Origin of the sequence: Streptomyces sp. CRCS-T-1, assembly GCF_024442335.1 — a bacterium.
Lineage (GTDB): Bacteria > Actinomycetota > Actinomycetes > Streptomycetales > Streptomycetaceae > Streptomyces > Streptomyces koelreuteriae.
Genome location: NZ_CP101651.1, coordinates 7774955 through 7795438 on the forward strand (window position 1 = coordinate 7774955; position 20484 = coordinate 7795438).

A 20484-nucleotide genomic window follows, 5' to 3' on the forward strand; every position below is an offset into this window, starting at 1 on the left:
TATGGCCGCGGGCGAACGTCAGGGAGGGTCCGTCACACCCACCCAGATGCCCGCCGGTCGCGTGCCAGTAGGGTCGCGGGCACCGCCGCGAGGACGAAACACGCCCCCGCCGACGCGACATAGAGGTACACGCCGGTCGCCGTGCTCACCGGGGCGCCGTCGGCGAGGGTCCCGGGAACGTGGCTCGCCTTGAGTATCTCGCCGCCGGCGATGTTGAGGACGACCGAGCCGAGGGCGAGTACGACCGACACCAGGCCGGCGATCGTGCCCTGCCGCTCGGGCGCTTCGAGGCTGGTCGCCAGGTTGTAGCCGGAGGCGCCGATCGCACCGGCGGCCACGCCGAGCAGGGTGCCGCAGACGACCGCCAGGGGGAGCATCGAGACCCCCGCCAGCATCGCGAGGGTCGCCGCCGCACCGACGGCGATGCCGCCGAGAAGGGGCAGCGCGGGACCGAACCGCCCCGCGAGCCAGCCGGCGCACGTGCCGCCGATCACGATGCCGAGATTGGGCGCGGCGAGCAGCACCGCGACCGCCTCTCCGTCGCCCAGCCCGTAACCGAGCCCCAGGCCGGGCGGCACCTGGGCGACGATGCCCGTCAGTTGCAGCATGCTCCGGAAGGACCCCGCCGCCAGGACCAGGGCCAGCAACGTCAGCAGGATCGGACGGCTGAGGGCCCGGATGTCGATGACGGGTTCGTCGACCCGCAGCGCGAGGAACGCCCAGCCGGCCAACCCGGCGGCACCGGCGGCCAGCAGCGCGACCATGCCCACGGACAGCCAGCCGAGGTCGCTGCCCAGAGTGGTGTAGGCGAGCACCGCGCCGAGTCCACCGCCGAGCAGGAGCGCTCCGCCCACGTCGATCCGGCCGGTGCCGCGGACGGGCGACTCCGGGATGAAGGACCGCACGCAGAGCGCGGCGATCGCGGCGAGCAGCGCCGCCACGAGGAACACGCTCCGGTAGCCGAACACATCGATGACCGGCTGCATCAGGAACGGCTCGACGATGCCGACGACCGACGAGCCGGACGTCACGATCCCGACCAGGGCCATCGCCACCCGCGGGGTGCAGATCCGGCGTGCCAGGGCCACCGTGATGAAGACCGCGGCGAAGGCGGCGCCTTGGAGGAAGCGCCCCACCAGGAAGATCCAGACGTTGGGGGCGACGAGGCAGACCAGCGCTCCGATGCAGGCGAGGAGCAGCGTGCCGATGAGGATCCGGCGGTGGCCGAAGACGTCGGAACTCTTCGCGAGCAGCGGCGACCAGAGGGCCCCGGCCAGCAGCGCGCTCGCGTTCAGCCACGCGGCCTGGTCGGTGTCGAAGTGCTCCATCAACTGGGGCAGGACCATCATGGGGGAGCCGATGGCCACGTCGGCCAGGACGTTGGCGAGCGTGAGAACGGCGGCCCAGCCGATGAGCCGCTTGCTCCAGCGCTGCTCCTGGGCGCGGGGGGCGGGCTTTTCCAGTGTGTCCTTCACTCCGCGTCCCCTCCAGCGCGCCGGGGCGTGGTCCGCTCAGGGCTGTCGGGTGTCGCCTGTGTCGCTCGCAGCGTCTCGTTGCGGGCGGCGATGGCGGCCCAGGTGGTCGGCAGCATGCGGTCGCGACCGCTGTGGACACGGTTCTGGGCGAACGTGACATACGGGCGCTGCCGGGCCTCGTACCGTGCGAACGCGGCGGTGTGGTCGCCCCCGCACCGTTCGAGTTCCTCGGCGAGGAAGCGGGCTCCCATGAGCGCGAGTGAGGTGCCCCGGCCGGACAGGAAGGCCGGGCTGTACCCGGCGTCCCCGACGAGGGCGACACGGCCGCGGTGCCAGGAGGGCAGGTGGATCTGGCTCGCGGAGGTGAAGAAGAACCCGGGATCGGCGAGGGCCGCGTCGAGCAACTCCGGTATCCGCCAGGACCGGTAGCCCGCGAAGGCGTCGACGAGGATCTTCTTCTGGGCGTCCAGGTCGTGATGGTCGTAGTCGATCCGTTCCGAGCGGAACTGGAAGACCGCGACGGCCTTGCCCTGGTACCGGAACAGGCCCGCCATGCGGCCGGGGACGTTGTAGATCGAGTTGGGGCCCTCGGACGACGCCTCGCCGGGGTGGTCGGCGAGGGCGAAGTAGACACCGAGGTGCCGGAGGTAGTCCTCCTCGGGCCCGAACACCAGCCTGCGTACCGCGGAGTGCTGGCCGTCGGCACCGAGCACCAGGTCGTACCGCCCGGTGCGGCCCGATGCGAAACGCACGTCGACGCCGCCGTCCCCTCCGCCGCTCACGCCGTCGTCGGTCAGGGTCTCGATCGAGTCGCCGAAGCGGATCGCCGCGGTGTCCGGGAGCGCCTCGGCGAGGATGCGGACGAGGTCCTCGCGGAGCAGCTCGATGTCGTCGTCGGAGTCGCTGACCTCCGCCATCGGGATCCGGGCCACGGGCTCGCCCGCGCTGTCGACGAACCGGGTGAGCTCGGACATCCGAACCCGTCGCTTCTGGATCTCGGCACGTAACCCCATCCCGTCCACGGCCTCGATCGCGTCGCCGCGGATGTCGATGGGGGTGCCGTTGAGCCGGAGGCGGCGGGCGTATTCGACGACGGTGACGTCGTGGCCGCGGGTGCCCAGCTCAAGTGCGCAGGCGAGCCCGGCGATTCCGGCTCCGGAGACAAGCATCTTCACGTAGGCGCTCCAGGTGTCGCGGTGGTGAGAGTGAGTGTGCTCGTGAGTGTGCGACCCTTAAAGAAACAGGCTGTCGCTTTTAGCGAGCTTACTGAGTACCGGCTTGCACCGCAACGCCGCACCTGACGACAATCGGCAACCGAGCAGAGAAACAGGAGGTGAGCGCGGCGATGGCCGACGGGACCGCTGACCGGTCGCCCGCACGGCGCCCCGGTGGCCGCAACGCGCGTGTGAGAGCGCAGATCCTCGCCGCGACCGTCGAACTCGTGGCGCGCGACGGCATCGCGGGCTTCCGCTACGAGGAGGTCGCCGAATTCGCCGGCGTCCACAAGACCAGCGTCTACCGCAACTGGCCCGACCGCGAGGAACTGGTGGTCGAAGCCCTGCTGCGCTACGCCGAGGACCTCGCCTCGGTCGCCGACACCGGCGACATCCACCGGGACTTGGCCGACTTCGTGCTGGCCCTCGCCGGTGGCCTGGAAACGCCGTTCGGCCGGACCCTGGAACAGGCCTTTCAGCCCGCTCGCCAGAGCGCCACCGTCGAGGCGCTGACCAAGATCCTCGACCAGCGCGTGGCGGCCCTGCGGCGGCGGGTGGACACCGCCGTCGACCGGGGCGAACTCCCCCCGGTCGACAGCGCCTTCCTCGGCGAGATGATCTCCGGCCCGGTGCACCTCATCGTGAACCGGGGCATGCGCACGTTCACCCGCGAGGACGCGGAGCGCATCGTCGGCGTGGTACTCGCGGGCATCCGGGCCACGGCACCGCACGCCTGAGCGGGCTCAGCGGCCGGCCCGGTGACGCCCCTGTGCTCAGCCGACGGTCGCGGCCCGCACGCACAGCACGTCCGGCAGATGTGAGGCGAGCTGCTGCCAGCTGTCGCCGTCGTCCGAGGACGCGAACACCTCGCCGTTGCGGTTGCCGAAGTAGACGCCCGCCGGATCGCCGTCGTCCGCGCACATGGCGTCGCGCAGCACCGTGCCGTAGTGGTCCTCCTGGGGCAGCCCCGCCGAGAGGGGCTCCCAGCTCTTGCCCGCGTCCGCCGTCCGGTAGACGCGACACCGGTGGTCGGCCGGGACGCGGTCGGCGTCGGCGTTGATCGGGAACACATACGCCGTGCCACCCCGGTGCGGGTGTGCGACCGCCGCGAAGCCGAACGTGGACGGCAGGCCCTCGCCGATGTCCGTCCAGTGCGCGCCCGCGTCGTCGCTGCGGTACACACCCCAGTGGTTCTGCAGGTACAGCCGGTCCGGGCTCACGGCGTCCCGCGCGACCTTGTGCACGCACTGGCCGAACTCCGGGTTCGGGTCGGGCAGGAACACCGCCGAGACACCCGAGTTGGAAGGAGCCCAGCTCGCGCCGCCGTCCAGGGTGCGGAACACACCGGCGGTCGAGACGGCGACCGTCACGGCCTTCGGGTCGCGCGCGTCGGTGAGCACGGTGTGCAGCCCCTCACCGCCGCCGCCCGGCATCCACTTCGAGCGCGTGGGGTGCTCCCACAGGGGCCGGACCAGCTCGAAGGTCTCCCCGCGGTCCTCCGAGCGGTACAGCGCGGCCGGTTCCGTACCCGCGTACACCACGTCCGGCTCGGCGGCGGCCGGGTGCAGCTGCCACACCCGCTCCAGGGACGCCCCCGTGTCCTTGGGGAACTTGACGGCGGGGCGCTCCGGTTCGGTCCAGGTGCGGCCGAGATCGTCGGAGTGGAACACCGACGGGCCCCAGTGCGCGCTGTCGCCTCCGGCCAGCAGCCGAGGGCTCGGGCCCCGGGTGTCGACGGCGACCGAGTACACGGCCTGCGCGTTGAAGTAGGGACTCTCGTCGAACTCCCAGGCGCCGGCATCCCGCCGGCGCCCGATGAACAGGCCTTTGCGCGTGCCCACGGCCAGCAGTACCTCGGCCATGCCGATCACCTCCGCGGCGTCGCCATTGACGCCCTTGTCTCTGACACCGGCCAGTCTGCACCCCACCACTGACAGTCACCTCTGGAACGGGCTCCGGTGCAGGTCAGACGGGTGTCGGGGGTCGCCGCGAGGCTCGGCGGACCGTGATCCTTGCCGTGATCCGGACCGCGATCCGGAGGGCGCCCGCGGGGGCCGGGAGGCGTGGGGACCGTCACGTCGGAGTAGGTGCAGTGAGCATCCAGGGGCCGTCTTCCGTATGCAGAGGGCGGCGGGATGGTCATGCGCGCATGAGGAGGATGCCTTCGATGGCGTTACGAGGTCCGAAGGTGTGGCTGTGGCGCTGGCGGCGCAATCCGCTCAAGCGCCGCGCCGACAGGGTGGAGGCCTGGGTCGTGCTGGGCGTGTGGACGCTCACCGCGTTCCTCGGGATGCTGGCCGGCACGACGGTGAGCCGGTCCGTCGAGGACGGGCTCGCCCGGGAGCGCGTCGAGTGGCGGCCCCTGGTGGCCCGGCTCGACGAGCGGGCCCCCGGGAGGGCCGCCGAGAGCGGCGGCGTGTCCCGTACCGAGCAGGTGTGGGCGCAAGCGACGTGGACCGCCGTGGACGGCTCCGCGCACTCCGGGCAGCTCCGGGTCCCGGCGGGCAGCGCCGCCGGGACACCGGTCACGGTGTGGACGGACCCCGAGGGCCGCCAGGTGACCCGACCCGTCACCGAGTCCCAGGCCCAGGTACGGGCCTTCCTGACCGGCAGTGTGGCGGGTATCGGCGCCGCGCTCCTGCCGCTCGTCGGCGGCCGTGCCCTGCGCCGCCGGCTGGAACGCGGACGCATGGACCAGTGGGACGCCGAGTGGGCCCGCTTCGGGCCGATGTGGGGACGTACGACGGGGTGAGGCCGCGCTGGCGCGGTGGCCGAGCCGGATCGGGCCGGCCACCGGGCCGCTGAGGGACCCCACCTACCCGTGCCCCGCCCCGGCCGGCGCTCCCCGGCACAGGCGCAGCAGCCCCTCGTCCTCGTGGATGTCGTGGCTGCCGTAGCCACGGGCGTCGGCCCGGTGCCGCCGTGGGGACGCCAGCTCCGCCCGGAGCAGGTCGTGCAGGGGCGCCCCCGCGGGCCCGAGGGCAGCCACGCACCCGGCGACCGTCGTGCGGGTGCGCGGGTCCTCCGCCCACGCGGAGCGGAGGAGCGGAAGGAACTGTTCCGGCTCGCCGGCTATCCGCCACACCGCGCACGCGGCCGTGGCCCGCTGCCGTACGGCGCCGGAGCCCGAGCCGGCCGTCCGCCGCAGCCCGGGCAGGGCCGGACGGGCCGCCGGCCCCAGTCGCGCGAGCGCGTCCGCGGCGGCGGCACGGCGATGCCGGTCGCCGTCGGTGTCCGTCAACTCCCCGAGCAGCACGGGCAGCACGGCATCCGGTTCGCCCGTGATCGACCACAGCGCTTCCGCCACCGCGACGGAGCCGTCCGTCGCCAGCAGTCGGCGCAGATCCGGTATCGCCTCGTACGCGGCACTGCCGAACGCGCCGAGGGCACGGGCCGCCGCCCGTATGACGCCCTCGCGCGAACGTGGCCCGTCCTGCGCGCCGCGCAGGAGGCGTAACACCGCCGGTATGGATTCGGTATCGCCCAGTGCCGCGAGCGCCGACAGCAGGGGAGCGGCCCGCTCGTACACGCCGGGGCCGTCCAGCGGGACGCGGGCGAGCCGGCGCCGCAGAGCGGGAGCGAGCGGCAGGGCCGCCGGTCCCAGGTGGGGTATCGCGTGGCCCAGGTCGTCCGGTACGACCGGACCGGCCAGCACCTCGGCCAGCACCGGCGTCGCCCGTGGATCCCCCGTCCTGGCCAGGGCCTTGAGCGGACCGCCCAGCGTCGGTGCCCCCCGCTCCCCGTGCCGTACGCGAAACTCGGGACGGCGGGTCACCAGCGCGTGGAGGTGGTCCGCGGCCGGCCCGGCCAGCTCGAACAGCTCCGACAGCACGGCCACCGCCGCATCGTGCAACCGTCCCTCCTCGGCGCCCAGTTGGGCACCGATGAGAGCGACCGGCTCTGCGCCGCTCGTACGCCACTCGCGGAACAGCCCGGCCGACATCCACACGGCGTTGCACCGGTCGAGGGGGTCCGGGCTGGTCAACTGCCCGCGCAGCAGGGCGATCCGGTCCGTGACCCGGCTGCCGAGCGCGGTGTGCAGCGTGCGCATCAGCTGGGAGCCCTCCTCGTCCGAGGGGCGCAGCCGCCGCAGCCGGTCGGCGAGCGTGTCCGTGCCGGGTCGGTCGCTCCCGGGGCCGGTGCGGGGGTGCAGCCCGGATCTGTCCCTGAGCAACCGGACCACGGACGGTACGAGATTGGCGGGAAGTAGACCCGGCGCGCACCTCGCGAGCTGGCCCAGCGCGGCGAGCCGCAGCCCCGGCCCGTACGGGGGCGCGCTCAACTCCGCCAGCAGGTCCACCGCCTCGGACGCGTGCCCCGGGTGCCGTTCCACGAACAGGCCCAGGCTCGCGGCCAGGGCGAGCAGGACCCGGTCGTCCCGCTCCACGGCGATCCGCTCCCGCAACAGCGCGAGCACCCGCTCCGGTGGGCCGAGGAACCGCACGAGCGCGCCCGGGACCGCCCGGCGGACCCCGGCGTCGGTGTCCCCCGCGAGCCGGACGAAGACCTCGGCGCCCGCGAGCAGGACGGCCCGGGCTCGCGCGGCGTTCTCCTCCGAGGCACCCCCGTCATCTGCGATGTCGCCGATGCTGACGAGGAGTTCCACGACCCCCGCCCGGTCCCGCACCTCCTCGCGGACGGCGAGCGCGAGGAGAAACGGAACACAGGCGAGCGTCGCGTCGTACACGCCACCCTGGTGGTGCACGGCGCCGTACATCCCGTCGAGCGCGCTCTCCCGCTCGGCCGGGTCGGCGGAGGCCAGTCCCCGCAACAGTCCGGGCACGTCCTCCGCGCTGCCGTACGCATGCCGCAGCGAGGCCCAGTCGACCTCGTCGATCCCCCTGAACACGTTGTCCTCCCCAGGCGAAGTACCAACTGACGGGGAGTCTGCACCACGGCACTGACAACGAAGCGGAATCGGGAGATGACTGTGCGCGAACTGTGCGCCCGTTGGCCGACGACAGCCCGGTCCCGCGCCCGGAAGCGGCGCTCCGGTCCGTCAGCGCGCGTCGGGCAGCGCGCGCTCCAGGATCGCGTCGAGGCCGGCCGTCTCCGGCAGCGTCCCGAACGCCTGCCCCCAGTCGCCCCCGAGCCGGCTCGCGCAGAACGCGTCGGCCACCGCCGGCGGGGCGTGCCGGACGAGAAGGGAGGCCTGGAGCGTCAGGGCCATCTGCTCCACGAGCCGGCGGGCCGTCGTCTGCGAGGCTTCGGGCAGCCCGTTCTTGAGCCGGGTCACGGCCGCGTCCAGCCGGGCGTCCGCGCCCCGGGCGAGGTCCAGCTCGCCGAACAGCGCCTCGGCGGTGCCCGGTTCGCGGCTCAGCGCCCGCAGTACGTCGAGGGCGTTGACGTTCCCCGAGCCCTCCCAGATCGACAGCAGGGGAGCCTCGCGGTAGTGCCGGGGCATGCCCGAGTCCTCGACGTAGCCGTTGCCGCCGAGGCACTCCAGGGCCTCCGCGGTGAAGGCCGGGCCCCGCTTGGTCACCCAGTACTTGCCGACGGCGGTGGCGATCCGGCGGAACGCGGCCTCCGCCCCGCCCGCGTCGGCTCCGCGGATCGTCCGGTCGGCCGCCCCGGCCAGCCGCAGGGTGAGGGTGGTGGCGGCCTCCGACTCCAGTGCCAGATCGGCCAGCACATTGCGCATCAGCGGCTGGTCCACCAGCCGGGCGCCGAACGCGCTGCGGTGGCGCGCGTGGTGCCCCGCCTCGACGAGGGACTTGCGCATCAGCGCGGCCGACATCATCACGCAGTCAAGACGCGTGCAGTTGACCATCTCGATGATGGTCTTGACGCCGTGGCCCTCGGGCCCGACCAGCCAGGCCACCGTCCCGTCGAACTCGGGCTCGGAGGAGGCGTTGGAGCGGTTGCCCAGCTTGTCCTTCAGCCGCTGGATGCGGAAGGTGTTGCGGGTGCCGTCGGGCAGCACGCGCGGCACCAGGAAGCAGGACAGGCCGCCCGGCGCCTGCGCGAGGACCAGGAACACGTCGCACATGGGCGCCGAGGTGAACCACTTGTGCCCGCGCAGGGTGTACACCCCCGGCTCGGCCGTGGGCGTGGCCGTCGTCGAGTTCGTGCGGACGTCGGAGCCGCCCTGCTTCTCGGTCATCCCCATGCCCGCCAGCAGGCCCCGCTTCTGCGTGGGCACCCGGAGGCCGGGCTCGTACTCCCGGCTCGTCAGCAGCGGCTCGTAGACCTTCGCCAGCTCCGGCTGCCTGCGCAGCGCGGGGACCGCCGCGTAGGTCATCGACGTCGGGCAGCCGTGCCCGGCCTCGGTGTGCCCCCAGACCAGTCCGCCCGCGGACCGGGCGACATGTGCGCCGGGCCTGTCGTCCGCCCAGGGCGAGGCGCCCAGTCCCTCCGTGATCGCGGTGCGCATCAGATGGTGCCAGCTCGGGTGGAAGTCGACCTCGTCCACGCGGTTGCCGTACCGGTCGTGCGTGCGCAGCTCCGGCTCGTGACGGTTGGCCAGCTCGGCCCACTCCTGGGCCTGGGCGCTGCCGGCCCGCCTGCCGAGCCGGCGCAGTTCCTCCTCGGCCCACCCGGCGCCCTCCCGCCGCAGCCCTTCCAGCAGGGCCGCGTCGTCGGAGGCGTCGTACGGGGTGAGGGGCGGGGCCTGGTTGGTGACGTCGTGCGTGGCGGGTCCGCCGTACGCGAGCTGTTCGTCCAATGTCGAGACCATACAGTGAGTGTTGCACTCTGTCTGCGGTCGCAGCAATACTGCAACAGGGAGTGCCGCCGCGTACAGTACGTGACCATGCCGATGAACGACCCCGCGCGGCCCGGCGCGCTCGACCTGCGCCCCCTGTCCGCGCGGTCGGTCGTACTGAGCCTGCTGCTCGGGACGCATCCCCCCGAGGTGCCGGTGAGGGAGCTCGTGCGGCTCGTGGAGGGTTTCGACGTGGGCGGCTCCACGCTGCGGGCGGCGCTCAGCCGGATGGTGGCCGCCGGTGACCTGCGGCGTACGGACACCGGCTACCGCCTCAGCGACCGGCTGCTGGAACGCCAGCGCCGCCAGGACGACGCGGTGCACCCCCGCACGCGCGCGTGGGACGGCGACTGGGAGATGGTCGTGATCACCGCGACGGGGCGCGGGCCCGCCGAACGCGCCGACCTGCGGGCCCGGCTGACGGGCCTGCGGCTCGCCGAACTCCGCGAAGGGGTCTGGCTCCGGCCCGCCAACCTGGACCGTGCCGTCCCCGGCGATCTGGACCGGGTGTCCCAGCGCTGGACGGCCCGCCCCGACCGGCCCCCGCGCGACCTGGCCGCGTCCCTGTGGCCGCTGGACACCTGGCCGGCCACGGCCCGTACGCTGCTCGGCCATATCGCCGACGCACACCGCCCGGCCGATCGCCTGGCCGCCTTCGCCGCCGTCGTGCGCCACCTGCTGGCCGATCCGGTCCTGCCGCCCGCGCTCCTGCCCGCCGACTGGCCCGGCGCCGAACTGCGCGTGGCCTATACGGACTACCAGCAGCAGCTGATCGGGGAGGTCCGCGCGCGCGTTGGGGGCGCATGACGCGGACGGCCGTGCGCGGCGCCCGCCGGGACGCCGCGCACGGCCGCCTTCACCGTGGGGGGTCTGCCTGAGGTACTACCTGTAGGTGACGTCCGAGGTGGAGTACAGGCAGTTCTTGCTGTCGGGCCCGGACCCGACAGCGGTGTTGTTGTTGTACTTCTGGCAGGGGACGACCTTGCGGCCGGAGTCGTTGCGGATCGTGATGCCCCGCAGCGTCGCCGCGTCGTTGCGGTTGACGTTGATGCCGACGATCCGCGCGGTGGAGCCCGTGCCGGTCACGTCGATGTTGCTGAGGTTGACCTTGCGCGTGTACTGCGTGGAGCAGTCGCCGCAGGAGCGGTAGAGCGTCTTGAACTCCTGCACCGCGAAGTTGGAGATGTTCAGCGTGCCGCCGCCGTTGTGCTGGAAGACCTTGTCGGCGGCCTTCTTCGCGCCGCCGCCGATCACCTGGTACGTGGCGCCGTTGCCGCCGCGGAAGGTGGCGGCGTCCTCGCCGACGTCCTCCCACCAGACGTTCTGCAGTGTGCAACTGCCCTCGCAGTGGACGCCGTCGGCCGCGGGGGCGCCGAGGATGACGTTCTTCAGCACCGCGCCGTCCGCGAGCTTGAAGATCGGGTCCTGGCCCTCCTCCTGGCCGTCACCGGCCAGGGCGCCGGTGCCGTAGTACCGCTTCATCCCGTAGTCCTTGGTGCCGGACACGGAGATGGTGGTGGAGGTGCCCTGGCTGCCGTTGGGGGTCGGCCAGGTGGCGGCGCTCGCCGTGGGCGCCTGGGTGGTCATGATCATGCCAACCGACAGGCCGAGGGTGGCCAGCGTGCCGGTCAGCGCGCGCCTGCGGGCGCGCGGACGTGTCGCAGAAGTCATGTCCCGATTCCTTCTGTCGTCTGAGTGATGGGGGAGGGGTGGGCCGTCAGAGCTTTCCGGCGCCCGCACCCGACGTCACCGAGGTGACGACGGAGGAGGCCGGCTCCGCCGTATAGCCGTACGGCGGGCTGGTGAAGCTGCCGACGCGCGAGATCTCGGTCGCGGCTCCACCGAGATCGTTGCCGCGCAGATTGGCGTATCCGTCGACGTCGCTGCTGCGGTTCGTGGTGACCGCGATCTTCGTCGAGCGGAAGACGTTGTTCTCGACCAGCATCTGGGCGCCCATGCGCGAGTGGCAGGCGGTGTCGGCGCCCTCGACGTAGTTGTTGTAGAAGTGCCCGGTGCCGAAGCGCAGGCTGGGGATGCGCGAGTACACGTTGGCGAAGTGGTTGTGGTGGTACGTCACCCGCAGCTTGCCGGTGTCCTCGCTCGCGTTGTTGTCGCTGTGGCCGGCGAGCGAGCCCTTGAAGTGGTTCTTGAAGGTGTTCCAGGACACCGTGACGTTGTCGGCGCCGTGGTTGACGTCCAGCAGGCCGTCGTAGAAGTCCTTGTCGTGATCGCGGTCGGCGGAGAAGGAGTTGTGGTCGATCCAGACCTTGGTGGACGCCTCGACGGTGATGCCGTCGGCGGGCGCGACCGGCTTGCTGATGTTCAGGTTGCGGACGACGACGTTCGAGACCTTCTTCAGCCGCAGTCCGCCACCGGTGAACCCGGACGCCGAACCCACGCCCAGGACGGTCGTGTTGGACCCGATGTCGACCTGACCGCTCAGCGAGATCAGGCCGTTGACCCGGACGACCTTGGCCGCGTTGCCGGTCACCGCCGACTTGAAGGCGCTCAGCGTGGAGACGGTGACCGCCGAGGCGCTGCCGCCGCCGGTCGTCCCCGCGCCGAACCCGACCGGCGAGGTCTCGGCGGCCCCGGCCGGCTGGGGAGCGGCCAGGACCGCCACGGTCGCCAACGCGGACGCGGCGGCGACGGCGAGGGTGGATCGGTGTACGCGTGTGCGTGGGGGAGTACGCATGTGGGGTGCGTCCCTTCGTGGTGCCGTCATGGTGCTGGTCGGTCATGTAGATGAATGACGTTCGCCATGCTGTTCACCGCGCGCGCTGCGTATGACCGTTTCGAAGACATCGGTCACACTGCTGAACGGAACGTAGGGGGTAAGCGCTTTCTAGTCAACGCCCCGCGCAGAACACATTCGGCCGGTCCTGGTCGGGGCGGGGGCCTCGCGGAGGCGGCGTGGGAGCGCTTCCATGACGGCCATGTGCATGTCACCATGCCGAATGACCCGGACCGACTCCACACCGCTGAACCGCCGTACGACGTCCTGCGAGCCGCACCCCACAACGGAAGGGACCCGGACGTGCCTGCCACCCCCCGCCCCACGGCGAGGAGACCGCTGCGGTCGATCCTCCTCGCGCTCGTCGCCGCGCTGCTGCCGATGCTCGCGGCCACGGTGCTCACCGCGCCCCCGGCCGCCGCCCGCGAGCCTGCCGGCGGGTCCGCCCGCGAGGACGCCGTGCCCGCCGCGGCCCTCACCGAGGTCACGAACTTCGGTACGAACCCCAGCAATCTGCGGATGTACCTCTACGTGCCGGAGAGCGTCACGCCGAACCCGGCGGTCGTCGTCGCCGTGCACTGGTGCACCGGCTCCGGCCCGGACATGTACAACGGCACCGAGTACGACACGCTCGCCGACCAGTACGGGTTCATCGTGCTCTACCCGTCCGTCACCCGCAGCAGCAAATGCTTCGACGTCTCCTCGCCCCAGGCGCTGCGCCGCGGCGGCGGCAGCGACCCCGTCGGCGTCAAGTCGATGATCGACTGGGTCACCCGCACCTACGACGCCGACACCGGCCGGGTGTTCGCCACCGGCATCTCCTCCGGCGCGATGATGACGAACGTCCTGCTCGGCGACTACCCCGACGTGTTCGCGGCGGGCGCGGCCTTCTCGGGCGTCCCGTTCGCCTGCTTCGCGACCACCGACGGCTCCGAGTGGAACAGCAACTGCTCGGGCGGCGCGCTCACCCGCACCCCGAAGGAGTGGGGCGACCTGGTCAGGGGCGCGTACCCCGGCTACACCGGCCCCCGCCCGCGGATGCAGATCTGGCACGGCACCCAGGACGATGTCCTGCGCTACCCCAACTTCGGGGAGCAGATCAAGCAGTGGACGAACGTGCACGGCGTGAGCCAGACGCCGACCGCCACGGACACACCCCAGTCCGGCTGGACCCGCACCCGCTACGGCGGCACCGGTGACCGGGCCCCCGTCGAGGCCATCAGCCTCCAGGGCGTCGGCCACAACCTGTACGCCCACGGCATGGCGGCACGGGTGCTCACCTTCTTCGGGCTGGACAGCTCGGGCCCCGCTCCGCAGCCCCAGCCCGGCGCCTGCAAGGTGACGTCCACGGTCAACGCCTGGAACACCGGCCTGACCGCGTCCGTGACCCTCACCAACACCGGTACGACCACGGTCAACGGCTGGAAACTCGGCTTCACGCTCCCCGCCGGCCAGACCGTCACGGGCGGCTGGGGCGCCACCTACGCGCCGTCGTCCGGGGCGGTCACCGCCACCAACGTGTCGTACAACGGCACGATCGCGCCCGGCGCGAGTGTCAGCATCGGCTACCAGGCGAGCCACGGCGGCAACAACGCCGCGCCGGCCGGGTTCACGCTCAACGGGACGGCGTGCACGGCCGGTTGACGCGCCAGCTGCTCCGAGATCCGGGTGCCGGTCAGACCGACCGGTGGTACTGGTCCGGCACCCGGACCTCACCGCCCAGTTCCCGCGCCGCGTGCCTCGCCCACGAGGGGTTGCGCAGCAGTTCCCGGCCCAGCAGGACCGCGTCCGCCTCGCCGTTGGCCAGGATCTTCTCGGCCTGCTCGGCATCGGTGATCAGCCCCACCGCGGCGACCGGCAGGGGCGTCTCGGCCTTCACCCGGGCGGCGAAGGGCACCTGATAGCCGGGGCCGGTGGGGATCCGGGCGTCAGAGGCGTTGCCGCCGCTGGAGACATCCAGCAGGTCGACGCCGTGGGCCCGCAGATCGGCGGCGAAGCGGACGGTGTCGTCCGCGCTCCAGCCGCCGTCCTCGAGCCAGTCGGTTGCCGAGATGCGGAAGAACAGCGGCTTGTCCTGCGGCCACACCTCCCGCACGGCGTCCACCACTTCGAGGGCGAAGCGGACGCGGTTCTCGTACGAGCCGCCGTAGGCGTCGGTGCGGTGGTTGGAGTACGGGGAGAGGAACTCGTTGATCAGATAGCCGTGGGCACCGTGGATCTCGGCGATCTCGAAACCGGCGGCGAGGGCGCGGCGGGCCGCGGCCACGAACTGCGCGACAACGTCCTTGATCTGCTCGACCGTCAGCTCGGCCGGGACCGGGTGCTTCTCGTCGAACGCGAGGGGGCTCGGAGCCACGGAGTCCCAGCCGTACGCCTCCGGCCCGACCGGGGCGCCGCCCTTCCAGGGCTGGTCCGTCGAGGCCTTGCGGCCGGCGTGTGCGAGCTGGATCGCGGGCACCGTGCCCTGTGCGGCGAGGAAGCGGGTGATGCGACGGAACGCCTCCACCTGCGTGTCGTTCCAGATGCCGAGGTCGTACGGGGAGATGCGGCCCTCCGGGGAGACGGCGGTGGCCTCGACGATGATCAGGCCCGTGCCGCCGGCCGCGCGGGCGGCGTAGTGCGCGAAGTGCCAGTCGGTGGGGGCGCCGGCCTCCGGGCCCTCGGGCGCCGCCGAGTACTGGCACATCGGGGCCATCCACACGCGGTTCGGGATCGTCACATCGCGCAGGGTCCAGGGCTCGAAGAGGGCGGTCACGGCGGACTCCATTCAGTACGGGGCCGATGTCGACTCGTACGATAGGCATCGTAGTACGGTGGATGTCAAACTACGATGGTTCTCGTACTATGGGAGCCCCTGGAGAAACGGAGTCACCGTGACGTCCCCCGCCGTGAGCAGCCGCGCCCTGCCGCATCCCGAGCGTGACGAGATCCGGCTGGAGGATGTGCTGCACGCGCTCTCCGATCCGATGCGGTTGCGGATCGTGCGGGAGCTTGCCGCGGCGAGCGGGGAGTTGTCCTGTTCGCGGTTCGATCTGCCGGTGACGAAGTCCACGACCACGCATCACTTCCGGGTGCTGCGGGAGAGTGGGGTGATCCGGCAGGTCTATCGGGGGACGGCGAAGATGAACGGGCTGCGGCGGGATGATCTGGACGGGTTGTTTCCGGGGCTGCTGGACGCGGTGCTCGACGCGGCGGAGAGGCAGGCCGGGAGGCTCGCCCCTTAAGGAACCTCGCTGTGCGCGGCCTCCATCAGGGACTCCCAGTCCGGAAGCTTGACCACTCCGCGTCCGAGTGACGCTCCCAGCTCCGCCTCCGCCCGCTCGATCGACTGCCAGCCCGTCCACTCGACCGGGTCGGTGCCCGCCGCGCGCAGGGCCGTGAGCGTGTCCTGGGGGACGTCCCGGGCGGTCAGGAGCGGGGCGTCCTCCAGGAGGGACATTGCCGTTTCCTTCGCGCAGGGCCGGTTCGTGCCGATCACGCCCGTCGGGCCGCGCTTGATCCAGCCGGCCACGTACTCGCCGGGCGTGACGACGCCCTCGCGCAGGACTCGTCCGGCCAGGTTCGGCACGGTGCCGGTCTTCGGGTCGAACGGCAGCCCCTCCATCGGTACTCCGAGATAGCCCACCGAACGCAGCACCAACTGCGCCTCGATGTCCTCGTACCGGCCCGTGCCCGTCACGCCGCCCTGCCCGTCCGGTGCCGTTCGCTCGAACCGCACCGCGCCCACGTGGCCCCGCTCGGCGAGCAGTTCGACCGGGCGGAGGAAGAAGCGCAGGTGGATCCGGTGCGGGGCGTCGGCCGGCGGGGACTCGGCCCAGCCGCGCACGACCTCCACGTTGCGCCGCTGCGGGGCGGGCAGCGCGGACGGGTCCGTGTACCCCGGGTCCGCCGCCAGCTCCGCCGGGTCCGCTGTGACGTCGGTCCCCGGCAGGGTGCCCAGCTCGCGCAGCTCCTTGGTGGTGAAACGGGCCTGGGACGGGCCGCGCCGGCCCACCATGTGGATCTCGGTCACCCGGCTCGCCGCCAGCGCGGTCAGGGCCGCCTGCGGCATGTCGGTCGGGCTGAGCTCGGTCAGCCCCCGGGCCAGCATCCGGGTGACGTCCACGGCGACGTTCCCCACGCCGATGACCACGGCGGATCGCGCGTCCCGCAGGAAACCGCCGTCCACGGCGTCCGGGTGGGCGCTGTACCAGGACACGAACTGCGTCGCCGACCAGCTCCCTGGCAGGTCCTCCCCGGGAATGCCCAGATGCCGGTCCGTGGCGGCGCCCACGCAGTACACCACCGCGTGGTACAGCTCCCGCAGCCGGGCGGCCGGCACCCCGCCGGGGCCCACCTGCACGCCCCCGAGGAACCGCACCCGGTCGTGCTCCAGGACCGCGCGCAGATTGTTCTGCAGCGACTTGATCTTCTCGTGGTCGGGTGCCACGCCGTAGCGGACCAGTCCGTACGGGCACGGCAGCCGGTCCAGGACGTCGACGCGCACCTCGGAGTCCAGCTGGACGAGGCTCTGCGCGGTGTAGCACCCGCTCGGCCCGGAGCCTACGACGGCGACTCGCAGCACGGCGGAACTCCTTACCCGTCAGATCCCGGGGGATCTCAGGAGAGCTCTGATGTCTCCAGCATCGCACCGGCCGGGCTCCGCTGACAGGGTGCTGTGCTCCGACCGGGGCGCGTGTCGGATCTATAGCGAATGTGATCATGCGGTTACGTTGCGTGTGTGCTGGAAGCATCCTTTCTTAATCTTTCTGATCGCTCTCCGGTGGACGGGGCGGTGTCCGTGCGCCCCGCGTGGGAAGTGCGGGAGAACGAGGACGCCACGCGGTGGTTCGACGTCCGGCTCGCCTTCACGGACGGCGCCCACGTCGACGCGCTGGCGGTCGTCGCCGGCGGATGCGTCGGTGTCGAGGAGGTGCGCGCCCGGCCCGCGCTGTCCCTCGACGACCTGGCGGTGCTCGCCGACTGGCTCGAGGATTCGCTGGCCGAGGCGTGCGGCGCCCAGGGCCCGCTCTCCGAGGGCCCTGGGCGCCGCGCCCGGCCGGTCTGGCCGCGCGGCGCCGAGGGGCGGTGGCTGGTGGCCCAGGAGTACCGCGCGGCCCAGCAGGGCGGTACCGACCCGGTCCTCGCCGTGATGTGCGCGACCGGGCACAGCCGCCGCAAGTCGCTGCGCCTGATCGGCCAGGCCAGGGACGCGGGCCTGCTGGCACCACGCCGCGCCCGACGCTGAGCGGGCCGGGCTGAGCGGGCCGGCCCCCGGCACGACCGAGGCCGGGAGTCCGCTCAGAGCATGTCCCGCATCCGCGTGATCTCGCTGGTCTGCTGGGCGATCACCTCGTCGGCCATCTCCTCGACGCGGATGTTGTTGCCCTGCCCCTTCACATCCGAGGCCATGGTGATCGCGCCCTGGTGATGGGTCGTCATCAGGGTCAGGAAGAGGTGGTCGAAGGCCTTGCCGTCGGCCGCGCGGAGCTTCTTCAGCTGGGCCTCGGTCGCCATGCCGGGCATCGTCGCGTGCGCGTGCCGCTCGGCCTTCAGCGGCTTGCCGTACGACTTCAGCCAGCCCTTCATGGCCTCGATCTCGGGCTCCTGGCCGGCCGCGATGCGTTCGGCGATGCGCTTCACGGCCTTCGACTCGGCGCGCTTCGGGGCGAGTTCGGTCATCACCAGGGCCTGGGTGTGGTGCTCGATCATCATGCGGGCGTAGGAGACGTCCGCCGAGTTGGGGGAGTCGTTCTCCGGGTTCTGCTCGGCGGCCTCCTCGGCGGACAGGGTGCGGTTCGCCTCGCCGGGCTCACCCGGAGCGATCACGGCGGGCCCGTCGGCGGCGGCCGGCTTCCGGTCCGGACCGGAGTCACAGCCCCCGGCCGCGAGCACGGCCAGGGCGACCAGTCCCGTCGTGACGACGGACGCACGAGACACGCGGCGGAAGAGCACAACGACCTCCTGTGACGGGCGAGTTGGGACGCACCTCGTGTTGCGGACGGCGTACTGGCACGCTTCCTCGGGTCATTGATCCCAAAACTTCATTGCGATTCTGTTGCCCCCTGTTGGTATGTGCATGGCGAAGACGATACTGCGTGGTGCGTGAACCGTTCCGCAGTGAACGGAACCAGGGAGGAAAACAGTGATCCTGTTGAACGACCGCAGAACACGCCGTAGACGCCTGGGCGTCGTCGCGGCCGCCGGTGGACTGCTGGCCGCGCTCCTCACAGCGGCGCCGGCAGGGGCCACCCCCGACCCGGGGGACGCGCCGCCCGCGCCGAAGAAGATCTCCAAGAGTGCCCAGGCCGAGGTCCGTGAGGCCATCGAGAACGGCGAGATACCCGCCCAGGACGAGGTCGTCCACTCCGACAACATCCAGCACCTGGCATTCGTCCCCAAGGACGTGCTCCAGGGCACGAACTCGGACCTCGCCTTCCAGGGCAGGTACGCGTTCGCGGGCAACTACGACGGCTTCCGCATCTTCGACATCAGCAACCCCAAGGCGCCGAAGACCGTCGCCCAGGTGCTGTGCCCCGGCTCGCAGAACGACATCTCCGTCTCCGGCGACCTGCTGTTCCTGTCCACCGACTCCTCGCGCAGCGACAGCAGTTGCACCAGCACCACCCAGCCGGCGACCGAGAAGTCCTCGTGGGAGGGCATGAAGGTCTTCGACATCAGCGACAAGCGCAACCCGCGGTACGTCGCCGCCGTCGAGACCGCCTGCGGCTCGCACACCCACACGCTGGTGCCCGAGCGCCGCAACGTCTACGTCTACGTCTCCTCGTACTCTCCGAACGCCACGTACCCCGACTGCCAGCCGCCGCACGACGGCATCTCCGTCATCAAGGTGCCGCGCAACGCCCCCGAGAAGGCGAAGGTCGTGGGCTTCCCCGTGCTGTTCCCCGGTGAGGGGCCGGACGGCGGCGGCAACCCGGGCGGACCCACCAACCCGGGCGTCTCCAAGACCACCGGCTGCCACGACATCACCGTGCTGCCGTCGAAGGACCTGGCCGCGGGCGCCTGCATGGGCGACGGCATCCTGTTCTCCATCAAGGACCCGGAGCGCCCGAAGGTCATCGACCGCGTCCAGGACAACGTCAACTTCGCGTTCTGGCACTCGGCGACCTTCAACCAGAAGGCCAACAAGGTCGTCTTCACCGATGAACTGGGCGGTGGCGGCGCGGCCACCTGCAACGCGGAGATCGGTCCCGACCGCGGCGCCGACGGCATCTACGACGTCGTCGGCAAGGGCGACAAGCGCAAGCTGGTCTTCCGCAGCTACTTCAAGATCCCGCGCCACCAGGCGGACACCGAGAACTGCGTGGCCCACAACGGCTCGCTGATCCCGGTGAAGGGCAAGGACCTGATGGTCCAGGCCTGGTACCAGGGCGGTGTCTCCGTCTGGGACTTCACCGACTCGAGCAACCCGAAGGAGATCGCCTACTTCGACCGCGGCCCCCTGACCACGGACACGATCAAGTCGGGCGGCTCCTGGTCGGCGTACTACTACAACGGCTACATCTGGTCGAACGAGTACGCCAGGGGCTTCGACGTCCTGAAGATCGACGACCGGCGTACGGACCCGGCCCGCCGCGTCCACCTGCGCGAGCTCAACGTGCAGACGCAGCCGGACTACTTCGACTGACCCTCCGGGCCGTGCCCCGGTACGGCCCCGGTCGCGAAGAACCGCGACAGATCCCTGTCGCCCGTCCCGTCGGAGGCTCCGGTCTCCGGCGGGACACCCAGCTCCAGATCGAGCCCGTAGCGCGTGAACAACTCGGCCCGCAGCACCGGGATCGGCATCGGCGCCCCCGGCACCAGCGCCGCGTACACGGCGCCCATCAGCAGGGCGCGCAGCATCGGGTAGTCGCTGTCGACGTCCCGCGACCCGAGCCGGGCGACGGTGTCCCGCAGCAGTTCGGCCAGCCGCCGCTGCTCCGGGCAGGGCACGAAGCCCTCGGCCTGCAGCAGCCCGGCCATGTGCTGGCGCATCAGCACGGGCCGGTCCCCGGCCAGCCCCAGGATCGCGTCGATGGCCCGCGCCATCCGCTCCCGGCCGTCCTCGGTGCGCGGCTCGCGCTCCAGCGCCTCCTCCAGCGTGCGGTGCATCAGCCGGTGCACGGCGGACTGCACGAGCTGGCGCTTGCCGGGGAAGTAGTACGAGACCAGCCCGCGCGCCGAACCCGCCCGGTCGGCGATGTCGCCGAGCGTCGTCGCCTCGAACCCGCGCTCGTCGACCAGCTCGACCGCCGCCTGCAGAAGGCGCTCCTTCGAACGTCTCCGCAACTCTTCATTGACCGAGGCGCTGCGCGGGGACATGCTGTAACTCCTGCGTTGACTGGCTGCCAGCCAACTATACTCGGAGCGTCCGGCCGG

18 protein-coding genes are annotated in these 20484 nt (G+C 71.9%); 7 read left to right on the top strand and 11 right to left on the bottom strand.

Annotated features, from left to right (window positions below; all coding sequences use genetic code 11):
• Positions 1 to 32: 32 nt before the first annotated feature.
• A complete protein-coding gene (locus NNW99_RS35155; RefSeq protein ID WP_251058014.1) occupies positions 33 to 1475 on the bottom strand; it encodes an MFS transporter in 1443 nt (480 codons plus the stop codon).
• Positions 1472 to 2644 carry an FAD-dependent monooxygenase gene (locus tag NNW99_RS35160; protein WP_215124561.1) on the bottom strand — a complete coding sequence of 391 codons (1173 nt, stop codon included), beginning with the start codon at positions 2642 to 2644 and terminating at the stop codon, positions 1472 to 1474. The genes NNW99_RS35155 and NNW99_RS35160 overlap by 4 nt, the downstream gene beginning before the upstream one ends.
• A 176-nt stretch (positions 2645 to 2820) precedes the next feature.
• Here NNW99_RS35160 and NNW99_RS35165 point away from each other — a divergent pair, with 176 nt between their 5' ends.
• On the top strand, positions 2821 to 3426 hold the full coding sequence (locus tag NNW99_RS35165; RefSeq protein ID WP_215123205.1) for a TetR/AcrR family transcriptional regulator: 606 nt from the start codon (positions 2821 to 2823) through the stop codon (positions 3424 to 3426).
• A 36-nt stretch (positions 3427 to 3462) separates the two neighbouring features.
• Here NNW99_RS35165 and NNW99_RS35170 read toward each other — a convergent pair whose 3' ends face one another.
• The gene (locus tag NNW99_RS35170; RefSeq protein ID WP_215123206.1) at positions 3463 to 4620 is read right to left on the bottom strand and encodes a sialidase family protein; all 1158 of its coding nucleotides are present in this window, start codon (positions 4618 to 4620) and stop codon (positions 3463 to 3465) included.
• 236 nt (positions 4621 to 4856) lie between these two features.
• On the opposite strand from NNW99_RS35170, the gene NNW99_RS35175 reads away from it, so the two are divergent.
• On the top strand, positions 4857 to 5441 hold the full coding sequence (locus NNW99_RS35175; RefSeq protein ID WP_215123207.1) for a hypothetical protein: 585 nt from the start codon (positions 4857 to 4859) through the stop codon (positions 5439 to 5441).
• 63 nt (positions 5442 to 5504) lie between these two features.
• Here NNW99_RS35175 and NNW99_RS35180 read toward each other — a convergent pair whose 3' ends face one another.
• A complete protein-coding gene (locus NNW99_RS35180; protein WP_215123208.1) occupies positions 5505 to 7538 on the bottom strand; it encodes a HEAT repeat domain-containing protein in 2034 nt (677 codons plus the stop codon).
• A 150-nt stretch (positions 7539 to 7688) separates the two neighbouring features.
• Entirely contained in the window at positions 7689 to 9365 is a 1677-nt protein-coding gene (locus NNW99_RS35185) for an acyl-CoA dehydrogenase family protein (protein ID WP_215123209.1), read from the bottom strand.
• Between the two features lie 75 nt (positions 9366 to 9440).
• Here NNW99_RS35185 and NNW99_RS35190 point away from each other — a divergent pair, with 75 nt between their 5' ends.
• Positions 9441 to 10199 carry a PaaX family transcriptional regulator C-terminal domain-containing protein gene (locus tag NNW99_RS35190; RefSeq protein WP_215123210.1) on the top strand — a complete coding sequence of 253 codons (759 nt, stop codon included), beginning with the start codon at positions 9441 to 9443 and terminating at the stop codon, positions 10197 to 10199.
• Between the two features lie 75 nt (positions 10200 to 10274).
• On the opposite strand, the gene NNW99_RS35195 is transcribed toward NNW99_RS35190, so the two are convergent.
• Both NNW99_RS35195 and NNW99_RS35200 read right to left on the bottom strand, forming a co-directional pair.
• Positions 10275 to 11063, bottom strand: coding sequence for a pectate lyase (locus NNW99_RS35195; RefSeq protein ID WP_215123211.1), 789 nt, complete (start codon positions 11061 to 11063; stop codon positions 10275 to 10277).
• A 46-nt stretch (positions 11064 to 11109) separates the two neighbouring features.
• Entirely contained in the window at positions 11110 to 12087 is a 978-nt protein-coding gene (locus NNW99_RS35200) for a polysaccharide lyase family 1 protein (protein ID WP_215123212.1), read from the bottom strand.
• Between the two features lie 387 nt (positions 12088 to 12474).
• On the opposite strand from NNW99_RS35200, the gene NNW99_RS35205 reads away from it, so the two are divergent.
• Positions 12475 to 13770: a PHB depolymerase family esterase gene (locus tag NNW99_RS35205; RefSeq protein WP_215124562.1), complete on the top strand. Its 1296-nt coding sequence runs from the start codon at positions 12475 to 12477 to the stop codon at positions 13768 to 13770.
• 31 nt (positions 13771 to 13801) lie between these two features.
• Here the strand turns inward: NNW99_RS35205 and NNW99_RS35210 are convergent, their stop codons facing one another.
• The gene (locus NNW99_RS35210) at positions 13802 to 14881 is read right to left on the bottom strand and encodes an NADH:flavin oxidoreductase/NADH oxidase (protein WP_215123213.1); all 1080 of its coding nucleotides are present in this window, start codon (positions 14879 to 14881) and stop codon (positions 13802 to 13804) included.
• Positions 14882 to 14999: 118 nt separating this feature from the next.
• Here NNW99_RS35210 and NNW99_RS35215 point away from each other — a divergent pair, with 118 nt between their 5' ends.
• On the top strand, positions 15000 to 15350 hold the full coding sequence (locus tag NNW99_RS35215) for a helix-turn-helix transcriptional regulator (RefSeq protein WP_215123214.1): 351 nt from the start codon (positions 15000 to 15002) through the stop codon (positions 15348 to 15350).
• Here NNW99_RS35215 and NNW99_RS35220 read toward each other — a convergent pair.
• Positions 15347 to 16690 (bottom strand): FAD-dependent oxidoreductase, encoded by a 1344-nt coding sequence (locus NNW99_RS35220; protein ID WP_215123215.1) that lies wholly within the window; start codon positions 16688 to 16690, stop codon positions 15347 to 15349. The two genes, NNW99_RS35215 and NNW99_RS35220, sit on opposite strands and share 4 nt — an antisense overlap.
• Positions 16691 to 16900: 210 nt before the next feature.
• Here NNW99_RS35220 and NNW99_RS35225 point away from each other — a divergent pair, with 210 nt between their 5' ends.
• Positions 16901 to 17353 (top strand): DUF6214 family protein, encoded by a 453-nt coding sequence (locus NNW99_RS35225; protein ID WP_215123216.1) that lies wholly within the window; start codon positions 16901 to 16903, stop codon positions 17351 to 17353.
• A 53-nt stretch (positions 17354 to 17406) separates the two neighbouring features.
• Here NNW99_RS35225 and NNW99_RS35230 read toward each other — a convergent pair whose 3' ends face one another.
• Positions 17407 to 18060 carry a DUF305 domain-containing protein gene (locus tag NNW99_RS35230; protein ID WP_215123217.1) on the bottom strand — a complete coding sequence of 218 codons (654 nt, stop codon included), beginning with the start codon at positions 18058 to 18060 and terminating at the stop codon, positions 17407 to 17409.
• A gap of 190 nt (positions 18061 to 18250) precedes the next feature.
• Between NNW99_RS35230 and NNW99_RS35235 the strand changes: the two genes are divergently transcribed.
• A complete protein-coding gene (locus NNW99_RS35235; protein WP_215123218.1) occupies positions 18251 to 19753 on the top strand; it encodes an LVIVD repeat-containing protein in 1503 nt (500 codons plus the stop codon).
• Here NNW99_RS35235 and NNW99_RS35240 read toward each other — a convergent pair.
• The gene (locus NNW99_RS35240; RefSeq protein ID WP_215123219.1) at positions 19741 to 20427 is read right to left on the bottom strand and encodes a TetR/AcrR family transcriptional regulator; all 687 of its coding nucleotides are present in this window, start codon (positions 20425 to 20427) and stop codon (positions 19741 to 19743) included. The genes NNW99_RS35235 and NNW99_RS35240 overlap by 13 nt on opposite strands.
• Positions 20428 to 20484 lie beyond the last annotated feature (57 nt).